This window comes from Streptomyces piniterrae, from assembly GCF_005048155.1.
GTDB classification, from domain to species: Bacteria; Actinomycetota; Actinomycetes; order Streptomycetales; family Streptomycetaceae; genus Streptomyces; species Streptomyces piniterrae.
In genome coordinates, this window is the sequence record NZ_SUMB01000001.1 from 721,450 (window position 1) to 735,578 (window position 14,129).

Annotated in this window: 15 protein-coding genes and 5 pseudogenes; 7 read left to right on the plus strand and 13 right to left on the minus strand. The window is 66.7% G+C overall.

Annotation, left to right across the window (positions count from 1 at the left end):
* Positions 1-4: 4 nt before the first annotated feature.
* Positions 5-385, minus strand: coding sequence for a hypothetical protein (locus tag FCH28_RS03065; RefSeq protein WP_246102380.1), 381 nt, complete (start codon positions 383-385; stop codon positions 5-7).
* Between FCH28_RS03065 and FCH28_RS38840 the strand changes: the two are divergent.
* The 3 genes and pseudogenes from FCH28_RS38840 to FCH28_RS39990 form a co-directional block, all read left to right on the plus strand.
* Positions 385-601 (plus strand): annotated as a pseudogene (locus FCH28_RS38840) (transposase); the annotation flags it as partial. The gene FCH28_RS03065 and the pseudogene FCH28_RS38840 overlap by 1 nt on opposite strands.
* 101 nt (positions 602-702) lie before the next feature.
* A complete protein-coding gene (locus tag FCH28_RS03075) occupies positions 703-1,812 on the plus strand; it encodes an NAD(P)/FAD-dependent oxidoreductase (RefSeq protein ID WP_246102309.1) in 1,110 nt (369 codons plus the stop codon).
* Between the two features lie 231 nt (positions 1,813-2,043).
* A pseudogene (locus FCH28_RS39990) lies at positions 2,044-2,184 on the plus strand (flavin reductase family protein); the annotation flags it as partial.
* 532 nt (positions 2,185-2,716) lie between these two features.
* On the opposite strand, the gene FCH28_RS03085 reads toward FCH28_RS39990, so the two are convergent.
* Both FCH28_RS03085 and FCH28_RS38850 read right to left on the minus strand, forming a co-directional pair.
* Positions 2,717-3,082, minus strand: coding sequence for a hypothetical protein (locus tag FCH28_RS03085; RefSeq protein WP_136738074.1), 366 nt, complete (start codon positions 3,080-3,082; stop codon positions 2,717-2,719).
* Between the two features lie 205 nt (positions 3,083-3,287).
* On the minus strand, positions 3,288-3,713 hold the full coding sequence (locus FCH28_RS38850) for a hypothetical protein (protein ID WP_136738075.1): 426 nt from the start codon (positions 3,711-3,713) through the stop codon (positions 3,288-3,290).
* Positions 3,714-4,200: 487 nt separating this feature from the next.
* Here FCH28_RS38850 and FCH28_RS03095 point away from each other — a divergent pair, with 487 nt between their 5' ends.
* Complete coding sequence (locus FCH28_RS03095) at positions 4,201-4,611, plus strand: DUF3592 domain-containing protein (protein ID WP_136738076.1); 411 nt, start codon at positions 4,201-4,203, stop codon at positions 4,609-4,611.
* Between the two features lie 28 nt (positions 4,612-4,639).
* Here the strand turns inward: FCH28_RS03095 and FCH28_RS03100 are convergent.
* Positions 4,640-4,811, minus strand: a pseudogene (locus FCH28_RS03100) (IS5/IS1182 family transposase); the annotation flags it as partial.
* Positions 4,812-5,219: 408 nt separating this feature from the next.
* Here FCH28_RS03100 and FCH28_RS03105 point away from each other — a divergent pair.
* A complete protein-coding gene (locus tag FCH28_RS03105; protein WP_136738353.1) occupies positions 5,220-5,585 on the plus strand; it encodes a hypothetical protein in 366 nt (121 codons plus the stop codon).
* 147 nt (positions 5,586-5,732) lie between these two features.
* Here the strand turns inward: FCH28_RS03105 and FCH28_RS03110 are convergent, their stop codons facing one another.
* The 5 genes from FCH28_RS03110 to FCH28_RS03125 form a co-directional block, all read right to left on the minus strand.
* A complete protein-coding gene (locus tag FCH28_RS03110) occupies positions 5,733-6,701 on the minus strand; it encodes an alpha/beta hydrolase (RefSeq protein ID WP_136738077.1) in 969 nt (322 codons plus the stop codon).
* A 160-nt stretch (positions 6,702-6,861) separates the two neighbouring features.
* Positions 6,862-7,230, minus strand: coding sequence for a cupin domain-containing protein (locus tag FCH28_RS03115; protein ID WP_246102311.1), 369 nt, complete (start codon positions 7,228-7,230; stop codon positions 6,862-6,864).
* Positions 7,231-7,335: 105 nt separating this feature from the next.
* Positions 7,336-8,067 carry an SDR family oxidoreductase gene (locus FCH28_RS03120; protein WP_136738078.1) on the minus strand — a complete coding sequence of 244 codons (732 nt, stop codon included), beginning with the start codon at positions 8,065-8,067 and terminating at the stop codon, positions 7,336-7,338.
* 359 nt (positions 8,068-8,426) lie between these two features.
* Positions 8,427-8,654, minus strand: a complete 228-nt coding sequence (locus tag FCH28_RS39995) for a three-helix bundle dimerization domain-containing protein (protein WP_425471871.1) — start codon at positions 8,652-8,654, stop codon at positions 8,427-8,429.
* Between the two features lie 198 nt (positions 8,655-8,852).
* On the minus strand, positions 8,853-9,782 hold the full coding sequence (locus tag FCH28_RS03125; protein ID WP_136738079.1) for an alpha/beta hydrolase: 930 nt from the start codon (positions 9,780-9,782) through the stop codon (positions 8,853-8,855).
* A gap of 110 nt (positions 9,783-9,892) precedes the next feature.
* Here FCH28_RS03125 and FCH28_RS03130 point away from each other — a divergent pair, with 110 nt between their 5' ends.
* Positions 9,893-10,339: a MarR family winged helix-turn-helix transcriptional regulator gene (locus tag FCH28_RS03130; RefSeq protein WP_136738080.1), complete on the plus strand. Its 447-nt coding sequence runs from the start codon at positions 9,893-9,895 to the stop codon at positions 10,337-10,339.
* A 359-nt stretch (positions 10,340-10,698) separates the two neighbouring features.
* Here the strand turns inward: FCH28_RS03130 and FCH28_RS03135 are convergent, their stop codons facing one another.
* Positions 10,699-10,998 carry a VOC family protein gene (locus FCH28_RS03135; protein WP_246102313.1) on the minus strand — a complete coding sequence of 100 codons (300 nt, stop codon included), beginning with the start codon at positions 10,996-10,998 and terminating at the stop codon, positions 10,699-10,701.
* Between the two features lie 14 nt (positions 10,999-11,012).
* Between FCH28_RS03135 and FCH28_RS38855 the strand changes: the two are divergent.
* Positions 11,013-11,198: pseudogene (locus FCH28_RS38855) on the plus strand (transposase family protein); the annotation flags it as partial.
* Positions 11,199-11,256: 58 nt separating this feature from the next.
* On the opposite strand, the pseudogene FCH28_RS03145 reads toward FCH28_RS38855, so the two are convergent.
* The 3 genes and pseudogenes from FCH28_RS03145 to FCH28_RS03155 all read right to left on the minus strand — a co-directional run.
* Positions 11,257-12,136, minus strand: a pseudogene (locus tag FCH28_RS03145) (protein kinase family protein); the annotation flags it as partial.
* Positions 12,137-12,171: 35 nt separating this feature from the next.
* Entirely contained in the window at positions 12,172-13,428 is a 1,257-nt protein-coding gene (locus FCH28_RS03150; RefSeq protein WP_136738082.1) for a protein-glutamine gamma-glutamyltransferase, read from the minus strand.
* 259 nt (positions 13,429-13,687) lie between these two features.
* Positions 13,688-13,945 carry a hypothetical protein gene (locus FCH28_RS03155; RefSeq protein WP_136738083.1) on the minus strand — a complete coding sequence of 86 codons (258 nt, stop codon included), beginning with the start codon at positions 13,943-13,945 and terminating at the stop codon, positions 13,688-13,690.
* Positions 13,946-14,129 lie beyond the last annotated feature (184 nt).

Here is a 14,129-nt window from a genome sequence, read left to right on the forward strand (position 1 = left end):
TGATTCAACCGAGGGGCACGTCGCCACACAGGTGTACGTGGATACCCAGGGCGTCGAACATCGCCGCCTTCGCCAGGAGGGCCTTGTTGGCCGTCTCCTCATCCAGGCCGTAGGCGACGTTGAGGTGATTGGCCTTGTGCCGTGCCATGAGTTGGTCACGGCCGACGCCGTGCAGCACCGCGTGCACGATCGGCCACTGTGGAGTGGTGGCGTCGAGGTGGCGCTGGGTCTCCTCGGCGGGGAGCTCGATCCCGGTGCCGCGTCCGAGGTCGACGTGCAGAACGCCGTCCATGATGAACACGCGCGACCAGACGAGTTCGCCCGGCTTCGAGACTCCGCTGAGCGTCCCGCCGCCGAGCGGGAAGTACATGGGCGGCTGGCGCATGGTTATCCAGCCGCGGTATCCGGCATCGCATCACCGGAAAGGGCGTCGAGACCTCGCAACGACCGGGCACGGCACCGCTGGACCATCGAGCGCACCATGGCCCGGCTCGCCGGCTGGCGCCGCCTGCACCGCCGCTATGAACGCAAGGCCGATCACTTCCTCGCCTTCACCAGCATCGCCCGCACCCTCATCTGCTTCCGCAGGCTCACCAAATGAGCTGACCTCATAGTGCTCACCGTTCCACATGCTTGCATGCTAGAAACGGGAGCTGAGTTCGCCCGTAATCTGGGAAGGGGGCGTTCGTGAGGACCGGGTCCGTGAAGCGGCCGGAACGTGTTGCTGTCATCGGAGTGGGCATCCTCGGAGCCAGCGTGGGCTGGAACCTGTGCCGGCACGGCGCCAAGGTGGTCTTCATCGACGCAGGCCGGCCGGGCGAAGGCGTCACCAACTGGTCTTTCTCCTGGGTCAACGCCAGCAACAAGACCACGCGCAAGTACTACTTCGACCTGAACGTCGCGGGCATGGCAGCGTACCGTGAGCTTGCCAGGACCATCGGGCCAGACTCATGGTGGTATCCCAGCGGCCATCTGCGCTGGGCAGACGATCCCGCAGAAGAGTCGAAGCTCCTGAAAACGGCCGAACAGCTGGCCAACTGGGACTACCCGGCTGAGGTGTTCACGGGGGCCGAGGTATGCCGCCGCCTCGAACCTGCTCTCACGATCCCCAGTGACGTTCCAGTCGTGTTCTACCCCGACGAAGCCTGGGTGCACGGACGTCATCTCGTCAGCCGCCTGGTCGGCCAGGCCGTTGCATCCGGCGCCGAGCTCCGGTCCGGCACCGCGGTCTGTGACATCGAGACAGGTGCCGACGGGAGCATCCAGAAGGTTGCTCTATCGGATGGGAGCTTTCTCGACGTCAACATCGTCGTGAACGCAGCAGGCCCCAGCGCCTCCCACGTCGCCGAGCTCATCGCACGGCACTTGCCGATGCGCCGGGAACCCGGAGCCGTCACCCGGATCGACTGCGCTCAGGTCCCGGTTCGCCGGGCCATGCACGCGCCGCACATCGAGATCCGTCCTGACGGAGACGCTTCGGTGGTCCTCCACAGCCGCGAGATCGACGCACTCATCGACACAGGCGAAGACCCAGCGCAACTCGCACGGCTGCTCCACGAATCGGCGCGGCAGGTCGTTCCCGACCTCGGCAACGCCCGCATCGCACAGACACGGGTAGCCCACCGGCCCATCCCAGCCGACGGATTCCCCTCGGTGGGAGCGGTGCCGTCCGCGCCGGGCTACTACGAGGCCGTATCCCACAGCGGCATCACCCTCGGGCCGGTAATCGGCCGGCTGCTTGCTGCGGAGATCCTCAGCGGCAAGAGAAGTGAGATGCTCGCGGACTTCCGCCCGGAGCGGTTCCCCCCGTGACAGCCCGTGCAAGCGCCACCAGTACCGCGACCAGGCGGGCGCATCTCCGTGCGCCCGGAACACGCCGAAGTCTTCCCAGACGGCTGGGGCTATGGCTGGGGCAGTGGACACGGTGTCGGCTCCTGGTGCTCGTCGGCTCCGATACCGGGCACTTTCCATCGCACTCAGGGGTTTGGTGGTGCCGGGGATCCGCTATACGCCCCGCGGTCGCTCTCCTGGATATTGATCGCCATGCGCGTTGACTTTGATCCTGCTGTCATGTCCCGCAACGATTTCTACAAGCTGCTGACCTCGACGGTGGTGCCGTGACCGATCGCCTGGGTGTCCACGGTCTCGGCGGACGGGGTTCATAACCTCGCACCTGCGCAGTTTGGAGGAAAGTGGTATCGGTCTGGGTGACGCTAGCCCAGGTGCAAGAGCCCCAGCAACGGCTTGCTGTGAGCTTCTCTCGTTGGTGAGTCACTCGCCAGCAGGTTCTTCGTCTGCTGGTGGTACAGCGCCTATGGCGGCGTTGACCTGTTGAATCGGTGGTGGAGGCTGTCGTCGGGCAAGTGTTGGTCCGTGCATGGTCCGGATCTTGCCGTCAGCTTCCTGTTTACTGGTCCAGGGCTGCCGACAGCGCTCCGAAGGTCACCTTCACCAGGCCGCCGGCGCATGCGCAGGAGCGGTGCGATGTGGCGAACCTCGACTGGCTCGTTGCTGCGCCTCTTCGGGTTTGCGGTGATCGCCGCGGTGGTCCCGGCCTGTACGGCGTCGGTCGGGTCGATGTCGGCAAGCGACGTGGCGAACGTGCGGGAGTCGAGCGGTGCCTCGGCATCGGCGCCGATGTCTGGCGCAGTGGGGTAGACGGCGAGTTCGACGGCGGGGTGTCGGGCCTGCGCCTGCGAGGCGGTCAACTGCGCTGTCAGCTGCGCAGGGTCGGCCTCCTGGCGTCCGGGACGATGCTGAGGGCGCGGCCGATGTCCTGGGCGAGCTGAGTGCGGGCCTTGTCGGCGGCGCGCTGCTTGGCCGTGACCCTGCTCCTTCTGGCCTCGGCGCGGGCGGCGGCGAGTTCGGTTCGAGTCGGGTGATGGTCGCGGCGGCATCCTCGCCCTGCGCCGGGGCGGGCGGCGCGGTCGGGTTCGGCGCGGTGCGGGTCGGAGCCTGCCCGATCGGCGGCATAGCGGGTTCTCCCTGCGACGCCGCGGCAGGGGTGCTGCTCGTCGAGGTGTTGCTCATGGTGCACTCCTGATGCGGTGGGCGCCTGCTCCTGGCCGACGCGTGCGGACATGCGAAAGGGGCCCGCTCCTAGCGGGCCCCTTGGGGTGGCGTTGTCGGTGGTTTGTGCTAGCCCTGTCCGGCCGATTTTCTCGGGGCCGCGACGACACTACGGCGTCTCGCCGAGTTGTCGGAGCCGCCCGAGTACGCCCAGTGCGAGGACGATCCTCCGCCTTGCCCCCCGGCTCACTTCCCTCTTGTTGGCTTGTGCGACCTCATCAGCAGCCCGGGAACGTCGCCGACGGGGTCTCGAAGGTGCCTTGCCCCTGGACCTTGATCAGGCCAACGGCGCTCTTGCAAGGCCAGCTCATCTTCCATGTACTGGTGGCCCGGTCGCCGTCGCTGATGGTCTCCAGCCTGTCGTACGACGACGAACCGTTCATGCGATACCCGAGTTGCGCTTTGATGTTCGAGCCACCCTTTTTGGTGTAGAAGACATCGATGGACTGAGGCCGGCTGTTCATGGCGATGCAGAGTTGGCCCTTGCTCAAGGTGGTGCACTTGACATGGTCCGACCCTGACGCCACCTTCTGCGACGCGTGGGCGGGCGTCGCCTCCGTTCCAGCCGCGTGAGCCGGAACAGTGAGAAGCGAGAAACCGACGGCCGCACACGCGGCGGCTGCCAGTGAGGTACGACGAATCATGGAGATCCCCCCGTATCAGTAGTGGTCTGAAGTGGTTTGAAGTGGTCTGACGGTACAAAGAATCAATCACCGGCACGACCTGATTTCGGACAACTTTTCGCTTTGTTCGAGTCGAAGGTGTGGGGGTTGTCGCATGGGTCCGCGAGTCCTCTGACGTGGCCGTGAAGCCGGAAACGATGGCGTCGGGACCCGACAAGACCCAAGGAGATCGCAGCACTCGGGCACGGAATCCGGCCTGCGCGCCGCCCCCGACCGGAAAGGCGGTCTTGCGGCTGCACGACCGTCGCTGACTTTGATGCATTTCCTGGGGCGTGTCCGATGGGTCAGCGAGTCTGCCGTGCCTGGTCAGTTGACTGCGCAGACTCAGTTGACTGGCTCGATTCAGCGAAGGCTGAACAGGGGTAGCAGTCGCGTGCCCGACGGTGAAGGCGGCTGCCAGCCCTTCGTGGGCACCCCCGCCACGACCACGTAAGCCCGAGGAGCCGGTATGCCCGCGCACCTTCGTGAACCATCGGCGACCGGTATCGGGCTGGCCGTATTGGCGGGCCTGGCGGCTCTGTGGGCCGGTGCGCGGGAGGCACGGTTGCAGATGCGGCTGATTCGCCACGGGCTGCGCACCGAAGGGGTGGTGGTGGACCAGGAGCATGAGCCCGGGGACGATTGTTCGACACCCGTCATCGAGTTCACCGACCGGCAGGGCCGGCCCGTCAGGTTCCGGCCCGTCGCGACGGGGCTGGGGCTGGCCCTTGGAACCCAGGTGCCGGTCGTCTACCTGCCCGAAAGGCCGGCGAGCGCAAGGGTATTCACCCGGAAGCACCGCCGATCTCCGATCGTCGGCCTGTTCGTCGGAGCCATGATCTTCCTCGGCGTCGCGGCTGGGGTCGTGCTCACGCGCTGAGCTTGTTCTCCCCTCTCCCTCCTTGTTCTCACTGACGGATCCTCAGCCGGATCGCGGCGTCGGTGACCGTGCCGTGAAAGACGAACGCTCTCTTGCCGTACCGGTCGCCACAGTGCGGTAGCCCTTGAGCGCGTTGATGGTCCGCTCAACTTCGTTCAGCGGGTACAGGGCGCCCGGTCAAAACCCGCAGGGCGACCGCCTCGGAGCATGGACAGCGGGCGGCATCCACCGGTTACTCGCTACCCTTGCCGCCCGGTGACGGGCCCCGGCGGCGTGCTGGTGGGCACGGCACACCGTGTCGCCCTTGTCCGGGCTGGAGTCCGCTTCGAACGCAGCCAGCTCGTCGAACGTCCCGAGACCCTCGCGGCGTGACCAACCTTGCTCAGGTCGAACCCGCCGTGTCCCTCGGCTCGTGACGGTACTTGATCTTGCGGTGGGAGATCCTCATACGGTACGCGCGGGGAGGTGGGCTGACTCCCGCCGGGTTTGAGGCGGCTGCTGAAGCGGGCCGGGGGCGGGGCCGGATAAAGACGGTCCGCACGCCTCAGGGACAGTAGAGACTGCGGGACAGTTCTCCCCAAGGTGATCAGGAGCGCCCAGTGGACGACATGGAATTCGGCGAAGCTCTGGAGACAGTCCTGCGGGATCTCCAGGCGCAGTGCGCGGTGCAGCCGGACGTACGCTCGGATGATCGGGACGGGATCGTGCTCTGGGCTCCGGACGGTTCAGGCCAGGGCGTGACCCCCCATCCGGATGGCACCGCCGCAGAGCTGCTCGTGCACCTGGCAGATCAGGTCCAGGATTGGGCGGTGGAGGCACTATGGTCCGAAGGCGCATCGGCGGTCTGGCCACAGTGCCCGAAACACCCGGACACGCATCCGCTGACGGCGACAGTCCGCACGGACACGGCGGTGTGGGTATGCCCGAAGAGGGGAACGACGGTGGCACGGATCGGGGAACTGCAGACCCAGTAGAGCGGGCGGGTCTGCGGCCAGCGACAACCGGGGCCAGCTGTGCAGCGGCTCTGGCCCCGGTTGCCGTATGTGGGTGGCGTCGCTCAGCCCGAACCGGGCACGGGCATCTGCTTGACGCCATTACGCACCGCATTCCGAAACGATCAGTTAGGACTGGGCGGTTCCGAGGGCGTTGCGCAGGAACGCCGTTGCCTGGTCGATGGCTCCGCGGGCGGCTTTGGACTGGCTCAGTGAGTTGAGCAGCATGAAGTCGTGGACCGTGCCGTCGTAGCGCACCGTGGTCACCGGAACGTCGGCTGCTCGGAGCTTGGCGGCGTATGCCTCGCCCTCATCGCGCAGCACGTCGGCCTCGTCGACGATCAGCAAGGCGGGCGGCAGGCCGGAGAGCTGCTCGATGGTGGCGTGGTGGGGAGACGCGGTGATCTCCGCGCGTTGGTTCGGGTCGGTCGTGTAGGCGTCCCAGAACCATTCCATCAGCTTGCGGCTCAGGTAGTAGCCGGTGGCGAATTGGTCGTAGGAACCGGTGTTCATGGCCGCATCCGTGACCGGGTAGTACATCGACTGCTGTACGAACGTGACGTCGCCGCGCTCCTTGGCCATGAGGGCGAGTGTGGCGGTCATGTTCCCGCCGACCGATTCCCCGGCCACTGCCATGCGCTGTGCATCCAGACCTTTGGACGCCCCTTCGCGGACGATCCATTGCGCGGTGGCGTAGCCCTGCTCGATGGCGACCGGATAGTGCGCCTCGGGCGACGGCGTGTACTCCACGAAGGCCACTGCCGCACGTGCGTCGACCGCCAACTCGCGGACCAGGCGGTCGTGAGTACCGGCGTTGCCAAGCACCCAGCCACCGCCGTGCATGTACAACACGACGGGCAGCGTTCCGGTGGCACCCTGCGGCTTGACGATGCGTACCCGTACATCGCCCACTGCCGCCGGGACGGTGACCCACTCCTCGTCGACCGGCAGCTTGTCGACCGGCGCGGCCTGGAGGTCGTCGAGCACCTTGCGGGCTGCGGTCGGATCCAGCTCGTACAGGAAAGGATGGTGCGAGGTTGCGTCAGCGAGCTCCTGTGCCTCGGGCTCGAGGACAATTGAGGCGGCTTGGCCAGCCATGAAAACGCTCTGCGGTCCCCGCAGACGGCGCCGCTCACGTGGAAGGGACGTGCACGCGTTGCCATTTCACCCACACGAGCGGAAAGCCACATGCTCACGCCGGGGTGCTGGGGCGACGCCCCACAGCTCATCGCGGTCAGTATCGGCTGTCAGTGGTGGGTCAGGCGCCTGGGCGGGGAGCTCGTCGGTGCCGGCGCCGGGCCGGCTCGTCGTCGACCAGGATGAGCATGGGCTGGCCTGGCGTGCACATCATGGTGACGAGGAAGCGGCTGGGGGAGTCCGTCCGGTTTTTTCCGTCCTGGTAATGGATGACATCGCCGTCCGGCTCCCAGAACGTCTCCCCGGCCTTGATCACCCGCTCCGGCTCACCTTCCAGCTCGAAGAGCATCTCCCCCTCCAGCATGTAGCCGAAGGCAGGTCCTGAGCGCCGGTGCGGAGGGGCGCCGGGATCGCCGGGAAGGTACGGGATGAGTACCGTCATCGCCTCCGCCCCCTCCGGAACCAACGGCGGTTTCGCCGACTGCACCACGGTGAGCGCCGTCTACCATGCCTCCGAGCGCGGTTGGCTCCCGGCGCTGCCTGCCGCCTGTTCGTTGTTCGACATGGCGAGGTCTCCAGTGCTGGGCCGGCCGGGTCAGGTGAGCCAGTCGGTGTAGTGGGTGGGGGCGATGCGCGCGTCGCCATGGGTGGTGAGCACATCGCCGTCGACGGCGGCGAACATGCCGGCGGTGTCGTCGGTGACGACCGTGCGGCCGTCGGGTCGGGCGTTCAGGGTCATCCGGCCGAGTTCGTCGAGGGGATGGACGTCGGGCCCGCCGACGTTGAGGGTTGCGTTCAGAGGGCTGCCGGCGGCGACTTCGGCGACGGTGTCGGAGACGTCCTGGGCGGCGATCGGCTGGATCGGGGTGGTGGGCAGGCGGACGGTGTCTCCCTCGGTGGTCATGGACATGATGGCGTCGATGAACTCCATGAACTGGGTGGCGCGGACAATCGAATAGGGAATCGGTCCGGCCTTGAGGATGTCTTCCTGCAAGGCTTTGGCGCGGTAGTAGGCGAGGTCGGGTACCTGGTCAGTGCCGACGATCGAGAGGATGACGAAGTGCCCCACCCCGGCCTTTTGGCCGGCTGCCAGGAGGTTGTCCATCGAGGTCTGGAAGAAGGCGGGAGAGGCATCGTCGAAGGTCGGGGAATTCGTCAGATTGACGACGCTGTCGGCTCCGGCCACTGCCTCCTCCACGCCCTGGCCGGTGATCACGTCGACACCCGTGGACGGCGAGTGCGGCACGGCCTCGTGCCCGGCGGCGTTCAGCTTCTTCACGACTTGCGACCCGATCCGACCGGTACCGCCGATGACTGCGAACTTCATGGGTCACCTTTCGTCGCGCATCGATAGGTCATGCGTCCAGATTGCGGCGATACAGTGCACGGCGCACGCTGGCCTGTACGCTCATGGGTTTTGCCGGTGGCGCTGCGTGCTCACGGCATCGCTGATGGCAATCGACGCAAGGACCATGCCTGGCAACGCTGGTGGTTACTGCGACCCCTTCTAGGACCGGCTAAGAACATCCGGTGACGGGAGGGGCGGTTGATGGCAACGCGGGTGTTCTCCGACGAGGAGTTGGAGGCCTGCGCTCGTTCCCGGCGATCGGCAAGGACGAGCTGATCCGCTACTTCACGCTCACCCCGCCTGACGAGTTCACGCTGGCCTCGGCTGACGAGGCGTTCTTACGGAAGTTCCTGCGCCCGCAGACGGTTCTCGGCGCCGCAGTGCACTTGTGCACGCTGCCGTGGCTGGGCGTAGGTCCTGACTCGCGCGTGGCTCAGGTCTCTGTATGCAGTCCCCACCAACTCCTCGAAGGTGTTCGGGGCCACCGTCGGGAAGGTGGTCTTCAGGCGTGCCGTCACCTCTTGGAGGGCGACTCGCTCAGCCTGCTGAGTACCTATCGCGCCGATCTGCCGACCCGGCCAAACTCACGCTCATGAACCTGCCGAACCCGGTGTGACTCCCTACCGGCGAAGGACGCGCATACGCGAAGTGGTCCACGCCTGATCCCGCAGAGATGTTGAACTTACTGAAATTGGACCCGTGATGTCGGGGATGGTGCTCCTGCGGCCGTCGCCGACATCACCTGGAGGCCGCCGGGGTCGGTGTCACTGGACCGGTTCGAGACGGTCGGCCCCCGGGCGCCCGGCGGTCAGGTGGGCGGTGAGGAAGCGGGCGGCGCGGTCGAGTGCGGCGTCCGCCTCGTAGAGGCGGCCGTAGTGGTGCTGGAAGACGTGGGGGAGGCCGGGGCCGACTTCGAGCGTGACCTCGACGCCGTCGGCGCCCGCGCGGCCGGCCAGCCGGACAGCGTCGTCGAGGAGCACCTCGTTCGCCCCGACCTGCACGAGGAGTGGGGGCAGCCCGGTGAGGTCGGCGAACACCGGACTGGCCAGGGGATGCGCCCTGTCGCCTGCGCCGACGTAGAGATCGGCGTAGGCGCGCACGTCGGCCGCTGTGAAAATGGGGTCGGCGCTCTCCTTGGAACGGATGCTTCCTCCAGCGAGGGTGAGGTCGACCCAGGGGGAGAAGACGACCACGGCGGCTGGTTGCGGAAGCCCTGCCTCCCGGGCGGCGAGCAGCGTGGCGATGCCCAATCCGCCACCGGCGGAGTCACCGGCCATGACGAGGTCCCGTGGGTCGGTGCCCGACGCCAGCAGCTCGCGGTAGGCCGCGAGCCCGTCGTCGACAGCCGCGGGGAAAGGGTGCTCGGGCGCCAGCCGGTAATCCACCGACGTCGCGTGCAGCCCGGCGCGGCGGGCCAGTTCACCTACCAGCCCTGCGTGGGTGTCCGGTGAGCCGATGACGTAGCCGCCGCCGTGCAGGTAGAGCAGTCGGCCGCGGCCGGAGGCTTCGGCCGGCTCCAGCTCCAGGGTCGGCCGCCCGCCCAGGACGGTCCTGCGGGTGACCACGCCCTCCGGTGCGGGGCGGGCGACAGCCGCCGTGAAACCGCTGCGCTGCTCCTCGGGAGTGGGCCGCATCTCGCTGCGAGGGGCGGAACGGAGTATGGCGTCCAGTGCGTCGCGCTGCTGTCGGGACATGCGGGGCCTCCATGGGTCGGGGTGCGAGGATGGATTCCTTGGAATCCACCTGCCTGACCCCAACCAGATTCCAAGGAAGATAATTCCTGGGAATCTACTGAAAGGTTAATGTGAGCCACATCACCCCGATCTTCAGCGATCTGGTCCGCGTCGAGACCCGGCTCTACAACGCGGTGAGCGCCCGGTTGCGCGCCGAACAAGGGCTGGGGCTGGGACAGTTCGAGCTTTTGGAGATCATCGACCGCGTGCCGGGGTGCCGCGTGCTCGACATCGTCGGCGAACTGGCGATCACCGTGGGGGCCGTCAGCAAGGCGGTCGACCGGCTGGTGGCTGCGGGCTGGTGCAGGCGGGTCGCGCACCCCCAGGACCGGCGCTCGTCCGTCCTCCGCCTCACATCCGCGGGTGAGGAGCAGTTGTCCGCTTCCCGCCCCATTCTCGAAAGCGAGCTCATCTCACTGACCGCGGCGGTCCCCCCTGACGACCTGGCCCGCGTCGCCTCCACCTTGGCCACCCTTCGCGCAGCCCTCGAGGCGGGCTCCCACGGCCGGCCGGGATGAGGGGACGCGACCCGCGAATGGCATCCGAGCTCCCAGAGTTGAGTGACGCTGCTTGGCCCGGCAAGGCCGACATCACGAATTCAATTTCAGTAGCCACTGAAAAACTTCACTTGCCAGTGATGTGATGATTCGGCCGTTCGAGAGGCTGCGAGCACTCGGTCGTGGATGATGGACGGCGACTTGGTGGTTCGACTGAAGCGCAACACACGGCAGGGGACGGCCCGCGCTTTTCTTCGTGGACGGTGCGGTGGGCGAGTAAGGGCCTTCGCAACGGATGAAAGCTGTAAGCCGTGCAGAGTCCCGGGCCTGGTGAGAACGGGCTCGGGCTGTGTGCGCGGATGCTGACGTGGTGAGGCTGATCAGGAACCTGCGCCGGGCAGCTTCTGCGACAGTTCGATCATGTTGCCCCACGGGTCTCGGAAGAACGCCAGTCGTCGGCTGATGTCCTCGATCTCGAAGGGTTCACCGATAAGGTCGACGCCACGCTTGGCGAGTTCGGCGCGTGCTTCGTCGACATCGTCGACGTGGACGCACATGTGCTGGTAGAGGTACGCGAGCTTCAGCTCACCGTAGGGCCATTCCTGGAGCACTCGGAAGTCCAGCTTCTCCGTGTACCAGGCCTTTCGCCGTGTCGTAGTCGGGAACGCGGATACCAACATGGTGACCACTGACCCGTCCGACCGTCACCCGTGCCATTCACGAGATCCGGCCACTGCTTGCCGCCCGAGGCTTCGCCGTCCCCGGCCGACCTGGCATCCGCCTGCGCACCTTGGCCGATGTCTTCGCCTACGCCCAGGCCGAAGGCATCGACCTGCGGATCGACGGCACCGAGACACAGGTCCGCCGCCCGAGGGTTGGAGGAATAGTCAATAGTTGTGGTTCGAGCTTCCGCGCGGATCCGGGATATCAACCGGTGTCTATGGGCGTTGTGATGGGACTGGTGGGAGCGTGGGCCAGCGAGCGAGCATTCGTTGGCGCATATCCGTGCTGAGCCGGCTCAGGCCGCTCAGGTCGGCGCGGTCGGCAGTCATCTGGCCGACGACACCGAGCCGGTGGACGAGCCGTTGCCGGGCGGTCGCGGTGCCCCACTTCCAGTCCCGGTCCGGGATCCGGGCCAGGTGGTCAGTGGTTCCGCGGCGGGCCCTCTCGACCAGCGCGTCGCCTCGTAGCAGCCAGCCGGCGCACGCGTCGGCGAGATCGTCGTGGAGTTCGGTGCCGGTCGCGGTGCGCCATGCCGTGCGGTAGGCGGTCTCCGCCCGGTCCAGCAGCGGAGCGGGTGCCGCAGTGACACACCAGCGCGTCGGGAAGCCGATGCGCAGGTAGGCGAGCTCCACCAGTCCGCTGCCCAATGACGACTGTTCGAAGTCGATGAACCTGATCCCGCTGGTGGTGTGCAGGTCATTGCCGGGACACGGACCCCCGTGGAGAAGGGCATGCCCCGATGCCTGGCCAAGCCGGTGCACGAGGTCATCGAGCTCGCCGGACACGCCAGGCGCGACGGGGACCCCAAGAGCCTCGGCCAGCCTGAGGAAGGATTCGACGTCGGCCTCGTCCGGGCCCAGCCAGCGGCGAAGTACTCCGACGTCCTCCGGGCCGGCAGTGGCATGCAGCCGGGCCAGGCCCGCCGCGTAGTCGACGATCCAGTCGCTGGACGGGCGTTGGTGGTCCAGATGCTCCAAGACCAGCACCCGCTCGCTGGGATCGGTGCTCAGCAGTGCGGGCACCACGGGCGCGTCAGCCCGTGGCGGCGAGCCGCAGCGCGGCCACCTCGCGGGCGTACCGCTCCTCTGCTGGGGGGGAGGGCCGGGTGACCCGGCCCTCCTACCCGGCTGTTACGACCAGCCCTGCTTCACCTCGGCGGGGGCGGTGTTCCAGTTCTTGGGTATGAACGTGATGACGTAGGTTCCGCGGTCGAAATCCGCGTACCCGGCAGACCAGTTCCGGAACTTGCTCTCGTATACGTTCATGGGGCCCAGGGCGCTGTTGGGCGCGTGATAGTGGTTGGCGTGGGTCCAAATGGTTTTGTCGGCATCCGCTTCCGTCTGAGCCCCGAACCAGCCGTAGTCGAAATTGACCCAACTTTCGCCGGGGTGGGCGGGACTGCGCGGAATATTCCTGTCCTTCGACATGTCGACCAGTCCTGTGCCCTGGTCGGGGCGGAAGGCATCCGGGTCGCCGTACTTTCTCTTGTCAGAGGAGCCCCGCTGGTCCTGCCCGCTCCAGAAGTGTTTCGAGTAGATCACCGCCTTCATCTTGGATGGGTCGTAGTTGCCTCCATCCCTTTCCTTGAAGGACGGCGTATTCCTCAGTGCCGAGTAGAAGTTCGAGCGACTGTCCTCGTAGCGCAGAGCGTCATTTTTGTTCGCGAGCTCCGTCTTGAGGTTGTCGATGTAAGTCCCTTCGTCGTGCGCATTATCCAGGGCCTTGTTCATGACGGACGCCACATCACGCGCCCGCTTGAAACCCTTCCCCTCGTCGAAACTGTCCTTGACGATGCGTCCCTCAAACTCGGCTTGCGTCTCGTTGGGGCGTGGTCTGCTGTTTTCCAGGTTACTCTTGTACTTGTTCTCGTCGAAGAACGCGAACGCCAATTTGTTCGTCGGGTAGGGGCCCGAATTGACCCAGGTGATGCCGACGCAGCCGTAGGACAGCTTTTCTCGCTGCTCTTCGGTCATTTGCTGTTGGTTGCCGTCGCGTTGACTGTAGACCTGCTGCCACTTGCGTATGTAGTTGTTGACGACCGTAGTGGCCCTACCTCCGTAGGCCCGGTACGCGTCAGGCATCCGGTTGAGCGGCTCGGCGGTAGGGGTCACCCTCTCGTCGACAGCGTCGGGGGCCCGGAAGAGCGTACTGGCGCTCGGCGGCAATTCCGCCAGAGAATTGCCGGGTTGACCCGCAGTCAGGGCTCTTTTGTTGAGTGCGTTGATGTTCTTGACGTCCTCCGCCGTCAGGCCGTGCGTTTCGGCGTAGGACCCTTCCCTTTCCCCGTCGCCGCCGCTGGCGGCATGGCTGACCGACGGCATGATTCCAGCGGTGCATATCGCCGCACTCACAGTGGCGAAGGCGAGTAAACTCCGACGTTTGTTCATGAAAATCAGTAACTCCCTTGTTGTGGAATCTCGTGAACGGGGCATGCGAGCGAACGACGCAATGAGGGGTTGCGGTAAGCAGCCGCTCCGCGACCCCAGCCGCGCTGTCCTGGGGCGCTGCGCCGGAGACAGGAAGGAACGCCGCCACGAGGCGGAAGGAGATGCGGCAGAGGCGGGAGACGGCGGTGGCGGCGTGGCCGTCGCCGGTCATGACCTGGTGGCCGGCGGGCCGCCCGAGTCGGGCGGCACCGGTGCCTCGCTACATCAGCGTCGCCGCCGAGGCGACGACGCGGGCCCGGTCCGGGGGGCCGAGGTCGCCGTAGCGGACCTCGACGCGCGGATGGGAGTGCACGAAGTCGGTGTCGCCCCGGCGGACCTGGCCGGGATGGCCGACAGCGGCGGTCGCCGGGGCGACGGGGGTCGGGGCGGCCGCCTGGGCTCCCTGGGGGAGGGGCAGGGCGGGGGCGCCGGTCAAGGCGACGGCAGGGAGAGCACGCAAAGGGATGGGGCGTATCACGTATCGGCTCCTGGATGAGTGATCAGGTGGATACGAGCAGTGATCATGCCCCGGCGCCAACTCCCCGGCAACGTCGCGGTCTTACAATCGGCCAATCTGCCACGTAGGACGTATCTGGCCATGTATCCGAGCCGGCCTGTGGGGATGCGATGCGGCAGCGTTCCCCTGCTCCTGGCGTGTGGTT

What these genes read in the sequence shown, in the direction of transcription:
- FCH28_RS38850 (WP_136738075.1), bottom strand. Translation starts at nt 3,713, where the DNA reads ATGATTCGTCGTACCTCACTGGCAGCCGCCGCGTGTGCGGCCGTCGGT.
- FCH28_RS03095 (WP_136738076.1), top strand. Translation starts at nt 4,201, where the DNA reads ATGCCCGCGCACCTTCGTGAACCATCGGCGACCGGTATCGGGCTGGCC.
- FCH28_RS03110 (WP_136738077.1), bottom strand. Translation starts at nt 6,701, where the DNA reads ATGGCTGGCCAAGCCGCCTCAATTGTCCTCGAGCCCGAGGCACAGGAG.
- FCH28_RS03065 (WP_246102380.1), bottom strand. Translation starts at nt 385, where the DNA reads ATGCGCCAGCCGCCCATGTACTTCCCGCTCGGCGGCGGGACGCTCAGC.
- FCH28_RS03135 (WP_246102313.1), bottom strand. Translation starts at nt 10,998, where the DNA reads ATGTTGGTATCCGCGTTCCCGACTACGACACGGCGAAAGGCCTGGTAC.
- FCH28_RS03120 (WP_136738078.1), bottom strand. Translation starts at nt 8,067, where the DNA reads ATGAAGTTCGCAGTCATCGGCGGTACCGGTCGGATCGGGTCGCAAGTC.
- FCH28_RS03125 (WP_136738079.1), bottom strand. Translation starts at nt 9,782, where the DNA reads ATGTCCCGACAGCAGCGCGACGCACTGGACGCCATACTCCGTTCCGCC.
- FCH28_RS03085 (WP_136738074.1), bottom strand. Translation starts at nt 3,082, where the DNA reads ATGTCCGCACGCGTCGGCCAGGAGCAGGCGCCCACCGCATCAGGAGTG.
- FCH28_RS03150 (WP_136738082.1), bottom strand. Translation starts at nt 13,428, where the DNA reads ATGAACAAACGTCGGAGTTTACTCGCCTTCGCCACTGTGAGTGCGGCG.
- FCH28_RS03105 (WP_136738353.1), top strand. Translation starts at nt 5,220, where the DNA reads ATGGAATTCGGCGAAGCTCTGGAGACAGTCCTGCGGGATCTCCAGGCG.